Origin of the sequence: Helicobacter sp. 11-8110, assembly GCF_003288905.1 — a bacterium.
Lineage (GTDB): Bacteria > Campylobacterota > Campylobacteria > Campylobacterales > Helicobacteraceae > Helicobacter_D > Helicobacter_D colisuis.
The window spans coordinates 159,410-176,429 of record NZ_NHYL01000002.1; the positions used below are offsets into that span (position 1 = coordinate 159,410).

Below are 17,020 nucleotides of genomic sequence, written 5' to 3' on the forward strand. Positions count from 1 at the left end.
TTTCACTCCCCTTTTTTAAGGGGGGGTTCTGTAATTAAATTTTACTTTTAAAATCGCATAAGCCAATAAGGAATATTTTCTTTCTCTTGCTCAAAACTTGTCTCTATGCCATGTCCAGGCAGAATCAATATGTCTTCTTTAATTCGCATAAAAGCCTCCAAACTTGCTTTCATTGTCGCACTATCTGAATATGGAAAATCACTGCGCCCAATAGAGCGATAAAAAACAAAATCTCCACTAAACATTACCTTTTGACTAGGGGAATTTTTGTGGTTTAATACAATCACACTGCAACCTGGCGTGTGTCCGGGATAACAAATAAACTCTATTTCAAAATTTCCATAGTGTAATTGATTTTTTCTACCCAAATTAGAAACATTGGAATGGAATTCTTTAATCACAGAATCATAATCCGCACCCACTAAAATAGTTGGCTTAGATTCTTGCAATCCCGTATTAAAAAAGTCTTTTTGCAACATAAAGGCATCTTCAAAAGGACATACCAAAGGAATATTTGGCAATTTTTCCTGTAATGCAGCGTTACTCCAAACATGATCAAAATGTCCATGCGTATTTAAAATAGCCAGTGGATTTTTGGCATTTTCCAAAACCCAATTAGTCGCTCCAATCCCAGGATCAATCACAAGCGATTCAGATTCATCTTGCGCAATTGCAAGATAACAATTTGTTTGATACTCCCCAAAAGGCTCTCTTAAAATCTTAAAAAAATCATTTTCAAAAACAATCATTACCATTTCCTTAAATCTTTTTGCAAATCTTAGCACAAGATGATAAAATAACAAAAGCATTCAATTATTTTAGGCTTATTATGAATCCATATTATCGCTTTTTTCCAGTCAATCCAGATTTTAGGAATCCTTTCCGAAGGGATAGGGACAGAATCCTTCATAGCTCGTATTTTAGGCGCTTAGAATATAAAACACAAGTTTTTTTGAATCAAAGTGGAGATTATTTCCGCACACGCCTTACGCATTCATTGGAAGTTAGCCAAATTGCAAGAACACTTGCAGAATATTTAAAACTTGATGAAAACCTTGCTGAAGCCATCGCTCTAGCTCACGATTTAGGGCATACGCCTTTTGGGCACGCAGGAGGAGATGAGCTTGATAAAATAATGCGACATTATGGTTATCACTGCGGCTTTGATCATAACTTTCAATCCTTTAGAGTAGTAACTAGCCTAGAGAAACGCTACAAAGAATTTGATGGCTTAAACCTTACTTTTGCTACTTTGGAGGGTATTTTAAAACATTCCTATCCCTATGAAAAATCATTTTTAAATCCATGGCACAAAGAAACTTTTAAGCCTGAATTTCACCCAAGCCTAGAAGCAATCATTGTTGATTTGTCTGATGAGATTGCCTATATTAGCCACGATATAGATGATGGAGTTAAATATGGGTTAATCTGCTTTGAAGATTTACAAGAAAGCAAACTAGTTTGCGATTCTATTAACTATGTCAAAACCATTGAAAAAATTTCCAAAGATGATCCGATTTTTCGCTATCGTTTCACTTCAAAGCTCATTACATTGCTTGTTTATGATATTATAGAAAACAACAAACCTTGCACACAAGATAAAGTGCAACACTTTATTTACAAAGCCCAAGAATCACTCCCCATTAGCCACACTCCGATCATACAAAAAGAAATCAAGATTCTCAAAAAACTCCTCTTTAAAAAGCTCTATCGCCATGAAGAAATTTCAAGGAAAATGTTTATGGGCAAACAATGTGTAAAAAAACTCTATGAATGTTTTAATAATGATGTTAATTTACTACCTAGCCAAATGCGCAATAAAATTGAAAAAGGCGCTAAAATTCACCGCGTATGTGCCGATTATATTGCCTCTATGACTGATCGCTATGCTATGGCACTTTATCGTGAATTAGGATTTTAGTGCTATCTAGTAAAAGCTCCAGTGAAGCCTTTACTTTAGCGACTAGATACTAAAAGATTCCGCTAATTTGTGTTGCAATTTTATCTTCTAAAACAGGAATCGCCTCTTCTAGTTTAAGATTTAACTTAGTAGCTTCTGCAAAAAGAGTGGTTTGCTTCTCAGAATAATCACTAGCATAAACTTGCTCATTGTAATTAGCCCTATTATCATTAAGTTTGCCTGTTTTTTGTGTGCTTGCCACATCACCTGCAAAGCTATTTAAGAAACCCGCTCTTCTTTGGTCATTCACAGAAGCCTGTCTTGAACTACTAGCATTAGTATTAATCGTGCCTCCAACTATTTTTTGGCGAACATTAATATCTACTTGCATTTGGAAGATTGTATCTTCTGTGAGTTTTCCTGCTATTCCACCTACAGCCGCTCCAATTAATCCACCCACAACACCACTAGTCGCTGAAGAATGATTATATATCCCCACTCCAGCACCTGCAACTGCACCTACTCCAGCTGCGGGAGCTGCATTATTTTCTTGTTTGATATCGCAATACAAAACATTTGCTTGTAAAATAAAAGTTGCTTCTTTTGGATCTTCAACGATTTTATAACCTTTGCTTTGAAGCAAACCGATTACTTTGGGCGTTAAATTAATATTCTGTCCGCTAGTGTTTCGCATCGCAACAAAAATAGTCTGTTCAGATTTTGCCACAGGATCAACAAAAATACTTTGAGACATTGTTGAAGTAGTTTGCAATGAAGTTGTTACGCATCCACTTAGTAAAAAAACAGAAACAAGAGGTATTAATAAAGTTTTTTTCATAAATGCTCCTTGAGTAATTTTAGGATTAAGATTTATTATATTACTAATTTTCACTTTAAAAGCTAATTTCTATCTTTAAAATGGCTTAGGGAAGGCGTTGAAAGCATAATCAATCTATTTTATTTTTATTTGTCAGAATTGCGATATGTTAATATTTTGATTCCCAAAGGGAATCAATTTTTATGCAAGTTGAGCTTTTATCATCCAAATTGCTTTTTCTAAACTTGCAATTTTTTCATCTGCTAAAGCAGTAGTCGCCTTATCATTTGCTTCGCCTGCTGTATCAGAAAGCTCTCTAAAAGCCTTTAAAAAATACTCATATTCAGGTAAAATTGCTTGAACGATTGTTCTTGAATCAAAGCTTGTGCCACTCTCTTCTTTGATTTTACTAACTGCTAACATGTCTTTGATAGTAACATAGGGCTTTTGTCCAATTTGCAAAACACGCTCTGCCATATCATCCATTAAATCTGCCATATCATCATACATACTTTCTAATGCCGCATGAACAGGATGAAAATCCATTCCCTTAACATTCCAGTGGTAATTGTGTAATTTAATGTAAAAAACTGCACTGTCTGCTTGAATTTGTTTAAGTTGTTGAACGATCTTTTCCATAATATTCTCCTTAAAAATTTAATATCTTTGAATTATACACTTTTGCTTGTAAAAAAGCTAATAAAATTATATATAATTATTCTTAAAAGAAAATTATTATTATTTAATAATTTATCCACCTGTTTTGTAAAATGCCCTTTTTGAAACCTCATCTAGATTCCAATCATTTTTTTCAGGTTTATTTTGAACACAAAGGTTAAGCTTACGCAAAATCTCATCAGCATCCCCATAAAGCATTGCTTCTTTAATATCCACAGCATTTTCATGATAAAGACAAGGTATCAGCTTCCCTTCACTGCTTAAGCGGATTCGATTGCAAGTTTTACAAAAATCATCATTATGGGGAGCAATGACACCAAAAAGATAAGAGTTTCTTTGGGGTATTTCATATAATGTTGCTGGTCCAAATACATCTTTTTTTAAAAGTCTATATTCGTATTTCTTGCTAATCCTTTGGAGAATCTCCTCTCCCCTAAGTCCGATAGTTCCACCTTTTGCATGTGTATTTTCCATATATTCTATAAACCGCACTCCCACACCAAGATTCATTCCATATTCTAAAATATCCACTACTTCATCATCATTAATTCCCTTTAGGGGCACCATATTTAATTTAACAATTAACCCCTCATCGACAGCTTTTTTGATTCCTGCTAGAATCTTTTCTAAAGCATCACGCTTAGAAATACAAACAACTCCCTCTTTTTTTAGAGAATCAAGAGAAATATTAATTCTCTTTAACCCTGCTTCTTTTAGATCTTTTGCAAGGGGTTCTAAGAGATAGGCATTGGTGGTTAATGCAATATCAATGTTAGAATTATAACGATAAATCTCCCCTATAAATCCAGCAATTCCACGCCTAAGCAGTGGTTCTCCACCTGTGATTCGGATTTTTTTTACTCCTTCATCAATAACTACTTTAATAAAATTTAATACACTCTCCAAAGGCACATCATCTTCTTCCCTACCTATATCCATAGGAGTATTTGGCATACAATAAAGGCAACGAAAATTACATCTCTCTGTAACACTTACGCGAATATAATCAATCACGCGCCCAAAACTATCAATCAACAAAAGTTCTCCTTTGGGAGTAAAATTTTTGCAATCATACCCAAGCCAAGCAAAAAAAGCTATAATTTCACTCAAAGTTTGAAGGTTTGCATATGAAAAATTGTGTAATTTTGTGTGGTGGAAAAAGCTCAAGAATGGGGCAAAAGAAAGAAAATTTAGATTTTTTTGGTGAAAGTTTGGCAGATTTTCAAGCCAAAAAAATGCAAAAAATCTTTCCACAAGTCTATTTTTCTGGCAAAAAGCCTATATCTAACTCAAGTCATTTCCAAACTCTTTTGGATTTAAATACAGAATTTGCTCCCATTTTTGGCTTAGAAAGCATTTTGCAAACACTTAAAACAGACATTTTTATCCTTAGTATTGACACTCCTTTTTTGAGCGAAAAAAGCATTACAAAACTCATTGCTTCTTACCAAAAAGCTAAAAAGCCAACCTTTGCTAAGAATCAAAAAATCCATCCACTTCTTGGAATTTACACCTATGAAGCTCTTACTCCCATTCAACAACAAATCGCAAAAAAAAATTATCGTTTAATGGACTTATTAGGGCTTCTTAGCGCTAATTTTGTAGAGATTCCAGAATTCCAAACCCAAAATCTCAATACCCCCAAAGAATATCAAAATGCCTTACAAGGATATTTAAATGGCTGATGAAGAAGAAAAGACTGAAGCCCCTTCTGCGCGCAAAATAGAGAAAGCTCGTGAGGAAGGGAATGTCATCAAAAGCCCCGATGTTAATGCTTTTTTAGGCTTAGTTGTGGGGCTTGTTTTGATTTTTTTATGCTTTAATTTTTGGGTGAATGGCTTAAGTGGCATCTTTTTTGAAGTTTATCATATTTTTAATCAAGATCTCACGCGCTCTAATGCCATTTCTCTCACAATTTCTCTAGTCTTTAAAGTGCTTTATTTGCTTGCGCCTATTTTTGGTGCTTTAATGCTCATAGGAATAATCGCTAATATCTCTCAAAGCGGTTTTTTATTAACCACAAAAGCTATCCAGCCCAAACTCCAAAAACTCAATTTCATTAGTGGATTAAAAAATATCATTTCTCTTAAAAAATTGCTTGATGGATTCTTGATTACATTTAAAGTTCTCACGGCTTTTATCATTGCTTTTTTTGTCTTTTTAGGCTTTATGAAAGAACTAACTACCGTTTCACTTTTTCCTATTGGCGATCAAATGATTTGGCTAAAAGACAAGGCTCTCATTCTCATTGCCATATTATTAGCCTTTTTTTTAGTGATGGCAATCGCTGATTACCTTATCAAGCGCTATCAATATTTCAAGTCCTTGCGTATGAGCAAACAAGAAGTCAAAGATGAATTTAAAAACCAAGAAGGGGATCAACAAGTCAAAGGAAAAATCCGATCTTTAATGTTTCAAGCTGCCAAAAAGCGAATGATGCAAAATATTCCTAATGCCGATGTTGTTGTTACTAACCCAACTCACTATGCTGTAGCTTTGCGCTATGATTCCAGCAAAGAAAGAGCACCAAGAGTTTTAGCCAAAGGCGTGGATTTTCTTGCCCAAAGAATCAAAGAAATCGCCAAAGAAAATGAAATTCCCATTATTGAAAACCCACCCCTAGCAAGGGCGCTTTATAAAGATGTTGATATTGACAAAGAAATTCCTGAAACTCTCTATCAGGCTATGGTAGAAGTTCTCATTAAAGTTCAACAAATCAACGAAGAGCGCAAAAAAGGCGTGAATTTCTAATCTATCCTTATGATTCTATCAAGAATTTTTAAGTAAAAATTCGTTAAATTGACAAATTTACTTCTCTATGCAAGATAATTGGAGGGTATATGTCGCTGGTGGGCATCGTGGGCTTCAAACCCATTTGAGTGGATAGGTGTCTATTTGCTGGGGAGTTCGATTCTCTCACCCTCTCGCCATTATTGAATACTTTTTAAGGAATCAACATTAAAGCAAATTTTTTAAAAATTAATCAAAAAATACTATTGGTAGAAATTTTAGCGTTATTGGGAATCTTATCCATTATTGGAAGATTTGGTTTATTGGGGAGTATAGGAAAATCTTATGCTAGTCTCCATTTTAACCTTTTTGGCTATTTGGGATATATTTGGCTTTTAGCCCTTGCTTATTTGTTTTACAAAAACGCTCATAATCTCAAAGAGCGCATCATTGAAAAAACACTTGGCGTAGTTATTATAGGATTAGCCCTATTGATTTTACAAGGGCTTTTTATAGGTAATGCAGGATTCTTTAGCAACGCATTTAGTAGCATTTTAAAGTCTTTTATTAATCCACTTGGAATCTTTGGGCTTACTCTTGTTTTAACTCTATTTGGCATTGTGCTTTATACTGGAAAATCTGCCAAAACATTGCTTTCTAGATTCATTCAAGGGCTTAAAGATGATCTTAAAAAAACCCCAAAAGATCTAGAACAGCCAAAAAAAGAAAGCTTTTTCCTACGCCTAAAAGCCTTTTTTACCCTACCTACCAAAATATCTAACAAAAGAAATCCCCATTCCCTAACACTAGAGGAATTGGCTTCTCTTAGCAAAAATCCACCTAGTGCGCCTAGCGCAACGCAAACGCCACAGCAAGAACTAAATTTTGATAATCCTATCTTGCAGACCAAGGAAGAATCGCCAGAGGAATCACAAAATCTAGCAGAACAAGAAGAATCTCTCACTTTTCCACAAAATATGCCAAACATTGATGGCAAATCCCAAAATACCCCAAGTTCTAGCGTCACTGAAGAATCACAAGAATCACAGATTCGGCTCATTTCCACTCAAGAAGCCAAAACTCAAAAAAATCACAACTTGCAGCAATTCCAAATGGAATCCATAATGAGTTTAGAGCGATTTAAGAACTTTGAAAAAAATATTTTTTTTCAAGAAGAAGAAGATAATGATCCCATTAAGCTAATCAAAAAAACTCAAGATGAAAATCTAGAACCACAAGAGATAAATCCATTTGCTTTCTTAAAAGAGCGGCAAGAACCACAAGAATCTCTAGCACCAAACCCCAAAGAAGATCAATTACCCCAAGAATCACTCAAAGAATCGCCTAAGCCTATCAAAGCCTATCCCAAAAAACTCTATTCTGCCACACCCTTTAGTGCTTATTATGAAAAAAATCCAGCCGATGCAACGCGTAACTGCCTTGTCCCCAATGACACAGAAACTTCACAAAATCAAACCACAATAACCAATGAAGATCCAATAGCTGAAGCAACCCCACAAAACAAACCAGCATCAATCCAGCAACAACTAGAAGATGAGGATATGCGTGCCATTCAAATGGCTATCCAAGAAGAGCTGCAAAAAGCTCAAGATTACTTATCTGTTCAACAAGAATCATCACCTAATTTTGTGGAAGATGAGATTGTTCAACAAGAAACACAAGAAACACAAGAAACACAAGAAACACAAGAAACACAAGAGATAATCAAAGAAAAGCTTGAAGAAAAAAAAGATATAGTGCTAAATTCAGATTATCTAACAATCACAAACCAACAAACCACCTTTGAAGAATCACCTCTTCAAGAATCACCAATCACCTCAATTTCACAAGATTTGCAAGAAGCATCACTCTTGCAAAATATCAATTTCCCGGTTTATGGCTATGGAAATACTTTTAGTCAAACTCCACAAGAGACAAATCCAAACTTTGCCCAACAAACATTGCCCCAACAAAAACCTCAAGAAAATACGCCTACACCTATCACTCCACAATCCCAACAAGAAACTTTAGAGATTTTGCAAAATGCCATTAGAGAAAAAAGAGATTTAACCCTACAATTTAAAGAGGAAATCGCCCCAACCCCAACAAAGATTCCTCTAGAATCCAACCAAAACCAACCAAACCAATCCATTCCAAACGCCCAAGAATCTATAACCCAAGTAGCTCCCCAAACTCCACAATCTCAAACCAATACCACCCAAGTTAAAATCCTTGAAGAAAATCAAAATCTTCTCAATGAGATTGAAACAAGCACAGAATCAAAGCCTATCCAAACCGATTTTATTCTGCCTAAGCTTGAATTTCTACAAACTCCTCAAGAAGAGAGAATCGAGATTGACGAAGATGAAATTGATAAAAAAATCAATGATTTACTTAACAAACTTCGTATGTTCAAAATTGAAGGTGATATTGTCCGCACTTATTCTGGACCTATCGTTACAACTTTTGAATTTAGACCAAGCCCTAATGTCAAAGTCTCTAGAATCCAAACTCTCCAAGATGATCTAGCGATGGCTTTGAGAGCTAAAACTATCAGGATTCAAGCTCCTGTGCCAGGAAAAGATGTCGTTGGCATTGAGATTCCAAATAGTCAAATCCAAACTATTTATTTACGAGAAATTCTAGAAAATGATATTTTTCAAAATGCAACTTCACCGCTTACTTTGGCTTTAGGCAAAGACATTGTAGGGAATCCTTTTGTTACCGACCTTAAAAAGCTCCCTCACCTACTCATTGCAGGGACAACAGGAAGCGGTAAAAGTGTGGGAATAAATGCGATGATTCTCTCTTTGCTTTACAAAAATTCTCCCGATACACTAAGGTTACTTATGATTGATCCTAAAATGCTTGAATTTAGCATTTACAATGATATTCCACATTTATTAACCCCAGTTATCACACAACCAAAAAAAGCAATCATTGCACTTGATAACGCAGTTAAAGAAATGGAAAGACGCTACACGCTAATGAGCGAAGCACGAATCAAAAATATTGAAAGTTATAACAAAAAGGCTGAAATAGAAGGCTTTGAGCCATTTCCTTATATTGTAATTGTCATTGATGAGTTAGCAGATTTGATGATGAGCGGTGGAAAAGAAGCTGAACTTTCTATCGCGCGTTTAGCGCAAATGGCGCGCGCTAGTGGTATTCACCTCATTGTTGCCACGCAAAGACCAAGCGTTGATGTTGTTACAGGAACTATCAAAGCCAATCTACCCTCACGCATTAGCTATAAGGTGGGGCAAAAAATTGATTCTAAAGTAATTTTAGATAGCTTTGGAGCTGAGTCGCTCCTAGGGCGTGGTGATATGCTTTTCACACCCCCAGGTGGAGGAATAGTGAGACTTCATGCGCCATGGAGCACAGAAGAAGAAATCGAAAAAATCGTAGAATTTATCAAATTACAGCGACCTGTGCAATACAATGAAAACTTTATGCCCAATGAAGATGAAACTTTGGGGCTTAATTATGAGGGTGAGACAGATGAACTCTATGAGGAAGCAAAAAGAATCATGCTTGCTAATAATAAAACTTCCATAAGTTACATTCAAAGGCGATTAGGAATTGGCTATAACAAAGCAGCTAATATTGTAGAACAAATGATATCTAGGGGCTTTTTAAGTCAGCCAAACTCTAAAGGAGTGCGTGAAATCATTGGCGAATAATCTTTAATCTACTCTAAAAAATATGTAATTTTAAGTAAATTTTTGATAAACTTATTTACTTTAAGTATTTTTATTTTTGGAGTAGAGAAAGTATGAATCCGAGTTTAAAGGTCAATAAAATCAATAGTGCAAACGCGAATGCACAAGCTACTATCGCACTTAGTGAGCTAGATAAGAAAATTAATGAAGTTACTAAAGTTGCTAGTAAAAATCTCAAGATTGATGGTTTTAGAAAAGGAAAAATTCCAGTCGCTATTATCAAGTCTCGCTATGGCAAACAACTAGAAACAGATGCGCAAAGAGAATGTGTGCAAGACTTATTGCAAGAAATTTTAAAAGAACTTAATGTTAAAGCCGATGCACTCATAGGTGATCCAAGAATCACAAAATTTGATAAAAAAGACAATGGAATTGAAGTAGAAATTGAATTAAGTCTAACACCAGAGATTCCATTAGACAATGTAGAAAGTTGCATTCCAGAGGTTAAGATTCCAGAAGTTACTGAAGAAGAAATTAACAAAAGGTTAGAAGAGATTGCTGATGCAAGGGCTCCGCTTGTAGGCATAGAAGATGCTAGAAGAAAGCTCAAAGATGGCGAATACGCAAAAATTAACTTTGAAGGGTTTATTGATGGAGAGCCTTTTGAAGGAGGCAAGGCAGAAAATTATCTCTTAAAAATCGGTAGCAAATCTTTCATTGAAGGTTTTGAAGATCAGCTCATTGGAATGAAAAAAGATGAAGAAAAAGATATTCAAGTAACATTCCCAGAAAACTATCATGCCGCAAATCTAGCAGGAAAACCAGCAACTTTTAAAGTTAAACTCAATGAAATCCAAACTAAAGGCAAAATAGAGATTGATGATAACTTTGCCAAAACACTCTTACCAGAAGAAAAAGAGGCTAATGTTGCGTTGCTTAAAGAAAAAATCAAGGAACAAATTGCTGCAGAAAAAAAACAAGCGCTTTACAATAACGAATTAAAAGCTGCATTAATTGAAAATATCCACAAAGCCATTGACTTTGATTTGCCTAATCTCATTGTCGAACAAGAGATGGACTTACTCTTAAGAAATGAGTTTGCCAAACTCGCAAAAGAAGAACAAGAAAAATTAGCCAAAGACACTGAAGCACTCAAAGCTAAACGCGAAGAGCAAAGAGACGCTGCGCAAAAAAGCGTTAAAACCACTTTCATTATCGATGCAATTGCAAGACGCGATAATATTGATATTCATGAAAATGAAATTCTTAACACAATTTATTATGAAGCAATGGCGATGCGTCAAGATCCAAAAATGGTCTTAGAATACTACAAAAATAATAATCTTATCCCTGCTATTAAAATGGCAATGCTAGAAGATAGAATCTTGACTAATCTACTCAACAAGAATGCACAATGAGCTATTATGTCCCTATCGTTATAGAAAAAACTGGGCGCGGCGAGAGAAGCTATGATATTTACTCACGGCTTCTTAAAGACCGAATCATTATGCTAAGTGGTCAAATTGATGATGGAGTTGCGGCTTCTATTGTCTCTCAACTTCTTTTTTTGGAAGCAGAAGATCCACAAAAAGACATTTATTTCTACATTAACTCTCCAGGTGGAGTAGTTACAAGTGGGCTTAGCATTTATGACACTATGAATTATATTAAGCCTGATGTTTGCACAATCTGTATCGGACAAGCAGCAAGTATGGGTGCATTTTTGCTTAGTTGTGGAACAAAAGGGAAACGCTATTCTTTGCCTAATTCAAGAATCATGATTCACCAACCTTTAGGTGGAGCCCAAGGACAAGCTACAGATATTGAGATTCAAGCAAAGGAAATCTTACGCTTAAAAGCGACTTTAAATGAGATTCTAGCAAACAACACTAGCCAATCCCTAGAAAAGATTGCTAAAGATACGGATAGAGATTTTTTTATGAGTGCCAAAGAAGCCAAAGATTATGGGCTAATTGATAATATTTTGACAAAAAGTTTAAAATAGGATTAGCAATGAGAGAAGATTTAGCGGGAGCAAATTTACCCAACTTTGAAACTGGCGGAATCGAAGAGAGAACTTCAAGCTTTGATTCCATTCCTTCTTTTGATTCAACTAGCACTATCCAAAGCCAAGAAGAATCCAAGCCCGCTAATGATGATTCAATAGAATCTTATGGAATGCATATTATCCAGACTATGGTGGCAAATGGCGTTCCGCCAACACCTTATAACTACAAAATTTATTTTGAAAAGCTTTTGGAGAACAAATCTCAAGATTTCAAAAACAGCGCTATACAATTTCTCCAAACAGAATTAATCCCTTCTGAAAAGCAAGCATCGCTAGAAAACAAAGTGCTTAAAGCTCAAAGTAGAATGATTAATACACTCCGTCTTGTTAGCGCACTTTTTAGCAATTTTCAACTGCTTCAAAATATTCTCAAAAAACACGAAAAAGAGATTGATTCTGTCCAAAATGCTAATATTTTACAAAATATTATCACTCTTTTTGAAAGAGAACTCAAGAAAATCGGCGAGATCTCAACCAAGCAGCTAAAAGATATTAAAACAGCTTATGATCAAACCACCAATGTAATAGAAGATATTACCCAAGAGATTATTTGTGATAGTCGCTACAATATCTATAATCAACGCTTTTTGGAAAATAAGATTCAGATGGAATGTCAAGACTCAGCCATAGACAAACACAAATCCTCTCTTCTTTTACTCAAAATCACAAAAAATCTAGAAAAAAAGGTTACCTCAGAAAAAAATGCAGTTTTAATCAATAAAACTATCACAAAAATACTCCAAAAAACCGCAAACCGCAGCGACATACTTGCCTATTATGGAGAGGGCATATTTGGTATTTTGCTCAATCACAGAGACAAAGAAAGCGCTAAGCGTTTTGCTAATAATCTTTCTGAAAAAATTGTGGAGACCAATGTTTATCTTGGCGATGAAGAGCTATCTTTAAGTATTTGCAGTGGAATTTGCGAAATTGATGAGCAATCAAAGGCAAGAGAAATTCTTAAAAATACTCTTGAAGCTCTCAAGAAAGCCTCAAATAGTAATCTTTCGTTTGTTGTTCATGGAGAAAAATAATGTTAGAAGTCATCACTTACCCAAATCCTATTTTGCGACAAATCTCCAAACCCATTGAAGTATTTGATAAATCATTGCACGATCTTTTAGATGCAATGTATGAAGTTATGCTTCAAAAAAATGGAGTTGGAATTTCTGCAATCCAAGTTGCCAAACCCATTCGCGCATTACTTATTTGTTTGCCCGATGAAGAGGGAAATCAACACAAAGAAGATTTATTAGAAATCATCAATCCGCAAATCTTGGAAAAAGATGGCGAAATTTTGTTTAATGAGGGTTGTTTAAGTGTTCCTGAATTTTATGAAGAGGTAAAACGCGCTTCTTCTTTAAAAGTAGCTTATCAAGACCGCTATGGGAATCCAAAAGAATTAGAAGCCAAAGATTACTTAGCAGTTGCCTTGCAACATGAGATTGATCATTTAAATGGCATTTTATTTATTGACAAACTCTCCATTCTTAAGCGCAAAAAATTTGAAAAAGAATTAAAACATAAAAGGAAAGGATAAAAATGGCTCTAAACCTTCTTTATTGCGCCGCTCAAGAAGGTTTAGAAGCTAGAGAAGTGGAGGTAGAAGTAAGCTTTACAAAAGCGCTTCCCTCTTTTCAAATCACCGGATTAGCAGGTAATGCAATCCAAGAATCACGCCAAAGAGTTCAATCTTCCCTGCTTTTTAGTGATTTCAAATTTCCTCCTTTAAAAATAAGTGTCAATCTCTCCCCATCAGATCTCCCCAAACAAGGTAGCTTTTATGATTTACCTATTGCACTTTTGATAGCACTTTATGGTCATTGCGATTTAGAATTTGACAATAAAGAGCCTCAAAAATATTTTGCCTTTGGAGAATTAGGGCTTGATGGAAGAGTTAAAGATACTCCTTCTATTTATCCTCTACTTTTTTCTCTTTTAAGTCGTCAAGAAAATCAAGATGGTATTTTCATACTTCCCAAAAGCGCAAAAGGTTTTTACTCCACACTGCCTAATTTAAAAGCTTATTTTGTAGAAACACTTAAAGAAGCCATTGAAATTTTAAAATACCCTCCACCTTTAGAATCTACAATAACCAATCTGCCCTTTGACTATGAAATAATCAATGATGAAAAATATTATTTAAACACCCATTTTCCGTTAGATTTTAAAGACATTATCGGGCAAGAAAGAGCCAAAAGAGCAGCACTTATAGCCGCTTGTGGATTCCATAATATTTTGTTTGAAGGTAGCGCTGGAAGTGGAAAAAGTATGATAGCCTCTAGAATCCCCTATATTCTACCTCCTCTTAAACTTTCTGAAATCCTGCAACTTGCTTCCACAACTCTAAAACTTTCTGCACAGCGCCCCTTTAGAAATCCACATAATAGCGCCACAAAAGCAGCGATTCTTGGAAGTGCCGTTGGGCAGAATATCAAATATGGAGAAATTAGTCTTGCACACCTTGGAGTTTTGTTTTTTGATGAATTGCCCCACTTCCCAAAAAATACCTTAGAATCACTACGAGAGCCTTTAGAAAATCACCATTTTACTATCTCACGCCTCCAAGCAAAAATCACCTGCCCCACAGATTTTATGTTTATTGGAGCAATGAATCCCTGTCCTTGTGGAAATTTGTTGAGCGTTTCAAAAGAATGTCGCTGCAACCAAAAAGAAATTAACGCCTATAGAAACAAGATTTCCGATCCTTTTTGGGATAGATTAGATTTATTTGTAGCTATGCAAGAGAGCGCACACACCAAGCACACCATAACTTCAAAAGAAATGCATACTCAAGTTTTAAATGCCTTTAGATTTCAAAAAACACGCAACCAAAAATGCTTCAATGCAAGATTAGAGGGGGAGAATCTAAAAGATTTTTGTGCTTTAGGCAATCAAGAACAAGAAATCTTAGAGTTAGCTAAAGATCGCTTTTCTCTCTCTTATAGGGCGATAAATAAAATATTAAGAACTGCAAGAAGTATCGCTGATTTAGCTCTAAGCGAAAAAATTTCAAAAGAACATTTACTGGAGGCTTTAAGCTATCGCAAAACTTCCTAATTTGTTACAAAAATTCACATATTAAATAAACCTATAATTTTTTTCTTAAAAAATAAAAATATATTTAACTTTTCTGTTAAGATTAAAGTATATTTTAAATTTTAGGAGAAAAAATGAAACTACTTGTTGCACTCTTTTTGGCTCTATCTTTTTTATTTGGAGCTGTTGATTTAAATAAAGCAAGCAAAGAGGAACTTATGAGCATCAAAGGAATCGGTGAAGCAAAAGCACAAGCTATTATTGATTATCGTGAAAAAACGCCTTTTTATTCTATTGATGATCTAGAAAATGTCAAAGGATTTGGAGCAAAAACGATTCAAAAAATTCGCAAGGAACTTGTAGTAGAGACAGCTAAAGAACAATAAGCCAAAAGAATCTCAATTAAGATTTATCAAAGTTTCTACTAAGTTTGCAAAGAATATAATTTTAAATTCTTAATTTATTTTTAACGAGGTTAGCAATGGCATTGCAAGTGTATTACGACAAAGATTGTGATTTAGGGTTAATCCAAAAGAAAAAGGTGGCAATTATCGGTTTTGGGTCTCAAGGACACGCACACGCAGAAAACTTACGAGATTCTGGAGTAGAAGTTGTTATTGGGCTTTATAAAGGTGGTAAAAGCTGGGCAAAAGCAGAAGCAAAAAACTTCAAAGTCCTTGAAGTAAGTGAAGCTACAAAATGGGCTGATGTAGTGATGATTCTAATCCCTGATGAATTACAAGCCGATGTGTTTGAACGCGACATAAAAGCAAATTTAAGTGAAGATAAAATCATTGCCTTTGGACACGGATTTAATATCCATTTTGGACAAATCAAAGCACCAAAAGGCGTAGGCGTGATTATGGTAGCACCAAAAGCACCTGGACACACAGTGCGAAGTGAATTTGTAAAAGGTGGCGGAATCCCTGATCTCATCGCGGTAGAACAAGACACAAGCAAAGGCGATGCAAAAGCGATTGCACTAAGCTATGCGAGTGCGATTGGCGGTGGTAGAAGTGGGATTATTGAAACGACTTTTAAAGATGAAACTGAAACCGATCTTTTTGGTGAGCAAGCCGTGCTTTGCGGTGGTGTAAGTAGTCTTATTAAAGCAGGATTTGAAACACTTGTAGAGGCTGGATACCCTGAAGAAATGGCGTATTTTGAGTGTTTGCATGAGCTTAAGCTAATCGTGGATTTAATCTATGAAGGTGGCTTGGCAAATATGCGATATTCTATCTCAAATACCGCAGAATACGGCGATATGGTAAGCGGTCCTAGAGTGATTAATGCTGAATCTAAAAAAGCAATGAAAGAGATTTTGAGCGACATTCAAGAAGGACGCTTTGCAAAAGACTTTATTTTAGAGCGTAAAGCAGGTTATGCGAGAATGAATGCAGAACGCAAAAATCTAGCCAACCATAAAATCGAGCAAGTGGGTGAAAAACTTCGCGCTATGATGCCTTGGATTGGTGCAAACAAGCTTGTCGATCAAAATAAAAACTAATTTTAAGCAAAACTCCCAAAATTTCTAATTGGGAGTTTTATATTTCAAAGAAGCAAACTTTCTAACTTTTTATACAAATTCCACCTGTGGCTTTATTTTTGTGCTTTATACATTTCTTCTTCTATATGGATATAAAAATCTGCAATTTCGCCATAAGCTTTTCCCCAAGCCTCAATTACCTCATCATTAGCAACTTCACCTAACACCTCTTTGATAGCCACTAGCAAACACTCCCCCACAAGCGGATAATGTTCGGGCAAAACATTTAAACTCACATGAGTTTTTCCAATAGCTTCTACAGAACGACGAATCTTTTCTAGATCATCAATATTACTAGCCGCATTTAAAATCGCCATTGCCAAAGCCTTGGGTTGTTTTCCATTTTTTTGTTTTTCCATATCAAACATTCCTTGCACTTGTGGATAACGACCAAAAAGCTCACGATAAAAAACTTTTGTAATGTCCTCTCCATATTGTTTGAGCGCTGGAATCGTGCTTTTTACAATCTCTTTAGTGTGTAAATCTAACATTATTTAACCTTTTATAGTAAATTAAAATCAGCATTGTAAGAAAAAATCAAAATAAAAAAATTGATTTATGTTAATTTTAGCAAATC

Annotated in this window: 16 protein-coding genes and 1 tRNA gene; 12 read left to right on the forward strand and 5 right to left on the reverse strand. The window is 35.2% G+C overall.

Annotated features, from left to right (window positions below):
- Positions 1-47: 47 nt before the first annotated feature.
- Complete coding sequence (locus CCY98_RS03705; RefSeq protein ID WP_112057245.1) at positions 48-749, reverse strand: MBL fold metallo-hydrolase; 702 nt, start codon at positions 747-749, stop codon at positions 48-50.
- 80 nt (positions 750-829) lie between these two features.
- Here CCY98_RS03705 and dgt point away from each other — a divergent pair, with 80 nt between their 5' ends.
- Positions 830-1,921, forward strand: a complete 1,092-nt coding sequence (gene dgt / locus CCY98_RS03710) for a dGTP triphosphohydrolase (RefSeq protein WP_112057246.1) — start codon at positions 830-832, stop codon at positions 1,919-1,921.
- A 49-nt stretch (positions 1,922-1,970) separates the two neighbouring features.
- Here the strand turns inward: dgt and CCY98_RS03715 are convergent, their stop codons facing one another.
- The 3 genes from CCY98_RS03715 to moaA all read right to left on the reverse strand — a co-directional run bounded on the left by CCY98_RS03715 (position 1,971) and on the right by moaA (position 4,433).
- Positions 1,971-2,738 (reverse strand): complement resistance protein TraT, encoded by a 768-nt coding sequence (locus CCY98_RS03715; RefSeq protein WP_112057247.1) that lies wholly within the window; start codon positions 2,736-2,738, stop codon positions 1,971-1,973.
- 180 nt (positions 2,739-2,918) lie between these two features.
- Positions 2,919-3,356 (reverse strand): DNA starvation/stationary phase protection protein, encoded by a 438-nt coding sequence (locus tag CCY98_RS03720; RefSeq protein ID WP_112057248.1) that lies wholly within the window; start codon positions 3,354-3,356, stop codon positions 2,919-2,921.
- 111 nt (positions 3,357-3,467) lie between these two features.
- Entirely contained in the window at positions 3,468-4,433 is a 966-nt protein-coding gene (gene moaA / locus CCY98_RS03725) for a GTP 3',8-cyclase MoaA (RefSeq protein WP_112057283.1), read from the reverse strand.
- An 89-nt stretch (positions 4,434-4,522) separates the two neighbouring features.
- Here moaA and CCY98_RS03730 point away from each other — a divergent pair, with 89 nt between their 5' ends.
- The 11 genes from CCY98_RS03730 to ilvC all read left to right on the forward strand — a co-directional run bounded on the left by CCY98_RS03730 (position 4,523) and on the right by ilvC (position 16,404).
- Entirely contained in the window at positions 4,523-5,080 is a 558-nt protein-coding gene (locus CCY98_RS03730) for a molybdenum cofactor guanylyltransferase (protein WP_112057249.1), read from the forward strand.
- Positions 5,073-6,146: a flagellar biosynthesis protein FlhB gene (gene flhB / locus CCY98_RS03735; protein WP_112057250.1), complete on the forward strand. Its 1,074-nt coding sequence runs from the start codon at positions 5,073-5,075 to the stop codon at positions 6,144-6,146. The genes CCY98_RS03730 and flhB overlap by 8 nt, the downstream gene beginning before the upstream one ends.
- Positions 6,147-6,226: 80 nt before the next feature.
- Positions 6,227-6,325: transfer RNA gene (locus CCY98_RS08430), tRNA-Sec, on the forward strand.
- 921 nt (positions 6,326-7,246) lie between these two features.
- The gene (locus CCY98_RS03740) at positions 7,247-9,811 is read left to right on the forward strand and encodes a DNA translocase FtsK (RefSeq protein WP_181566541.1); all 2,565 of its coding nucleotides are present in this window, start codon (positions 7,247-7,249) and stop codon (positions 9,809-9,811) included.
- Between the two features lie 92 nt (positions 9,812-9,903).
- On the forward strand, positions 9,904-11,208 hold the full coding sequence (gene tig / locus CCY98_RS03745; RefSeq protein ID WP_112057251.1) for a trigger factor: 1,305 nt from the start codon (positions 9,904-9,906) through the stop codon (positions 11,206-11,208).
- Positions 11,205-11,795 (forward strand): ATP-dependent Clp endopeptidase proteolytic subunit ClpP, encoded by a 591-nt coding sequence (gene clpP, locus CCY98_RS03750; RefSeq protein ID WP_112057252.1) that lies wholly within the window; start codon positions 11,205-11,207, stop codon positions 11,793-11,795. Before tig ends, clpP begins: the two co-directional genes overlap by 4 nt.
- An 8-nt stretch (positions 11,796-11,803) precedes the next feature.
- Positions 11,804-12,892, forward strand: coding sequence for a diguanylate cyclase (locus CCY98_RS03755; protein ID WP_112057253.1), 1,089 nt, complete (start codon positions 11,804-11,806; stop codon positions 12,890-12,892).
- Complete coding sequence (gene def / locus CCY98_RS03760) at positions 12,892-13,398, forward strand: peptide deformylase (protein WP_112057254.1); 507 nt, start codon at positions 12,892-12,894, stop codon at positions 13,396-13,398. The genes CCY98_RS03755 and def overlap by 1 nt, the downstream gene beginning before the upstream one ends.
- Before the next feature lie 2 nt (positions 13,399-13,400).
- Positions 13,401-14,918, forward strand: coding sequence for a YifB family Mg chelatase-like AAA ATPase (locus CCY98_RS03765; protein ID WP_112057255.1), 1,518 nt, complete (start codon positions 13,401-13,403; stop codon positions 14,916-14,918).
- Between the two features lie 113 nt (positions 14,919-15,031).
- Positions 15,032-15,283: a helix-hairpin-helix domain-containing protein gene (locus CCY98_RS03770; RefSeq protein WP_112057256.1), complete on the forward strand. Its 252-nt coding sequence runs from the start codon at positions 15,032-15,034 to the stop codon at positions 15,281-15,283.
- 95 nt (positions 15,284-15,378) lie between these two features.
- Positions 15,379-16,404, forward strand: coding sequence for a ketol-acid reductoisomerase (ilvC, locus tag CCY98_RS03775; protein ID WP_112057257.1), 1,026 nt, complete (start codon positions 15,379-15,381; stop codon positions 16,402-16,404).
- A 92-nt stretch (positions 16,405-16,496) separates the two neighbouring features.
- On the opposite strand, the gene CCY98_RS03780 is transcribed toward ilvC, so the two are convergent.
- Positions 16,497-16,934, reverse strand: a complete 438-nt coding sequence (locus CCY98_RS03780) for a globin domain-containing protein (RefSeq protein WP_112057258.1) — start codon at positions 16,932-16,934, stop codon at positions 16,497-16,499.
- Between the last annotated feature and the right edge of the window lie 86 nt (positions 16,935-17,020).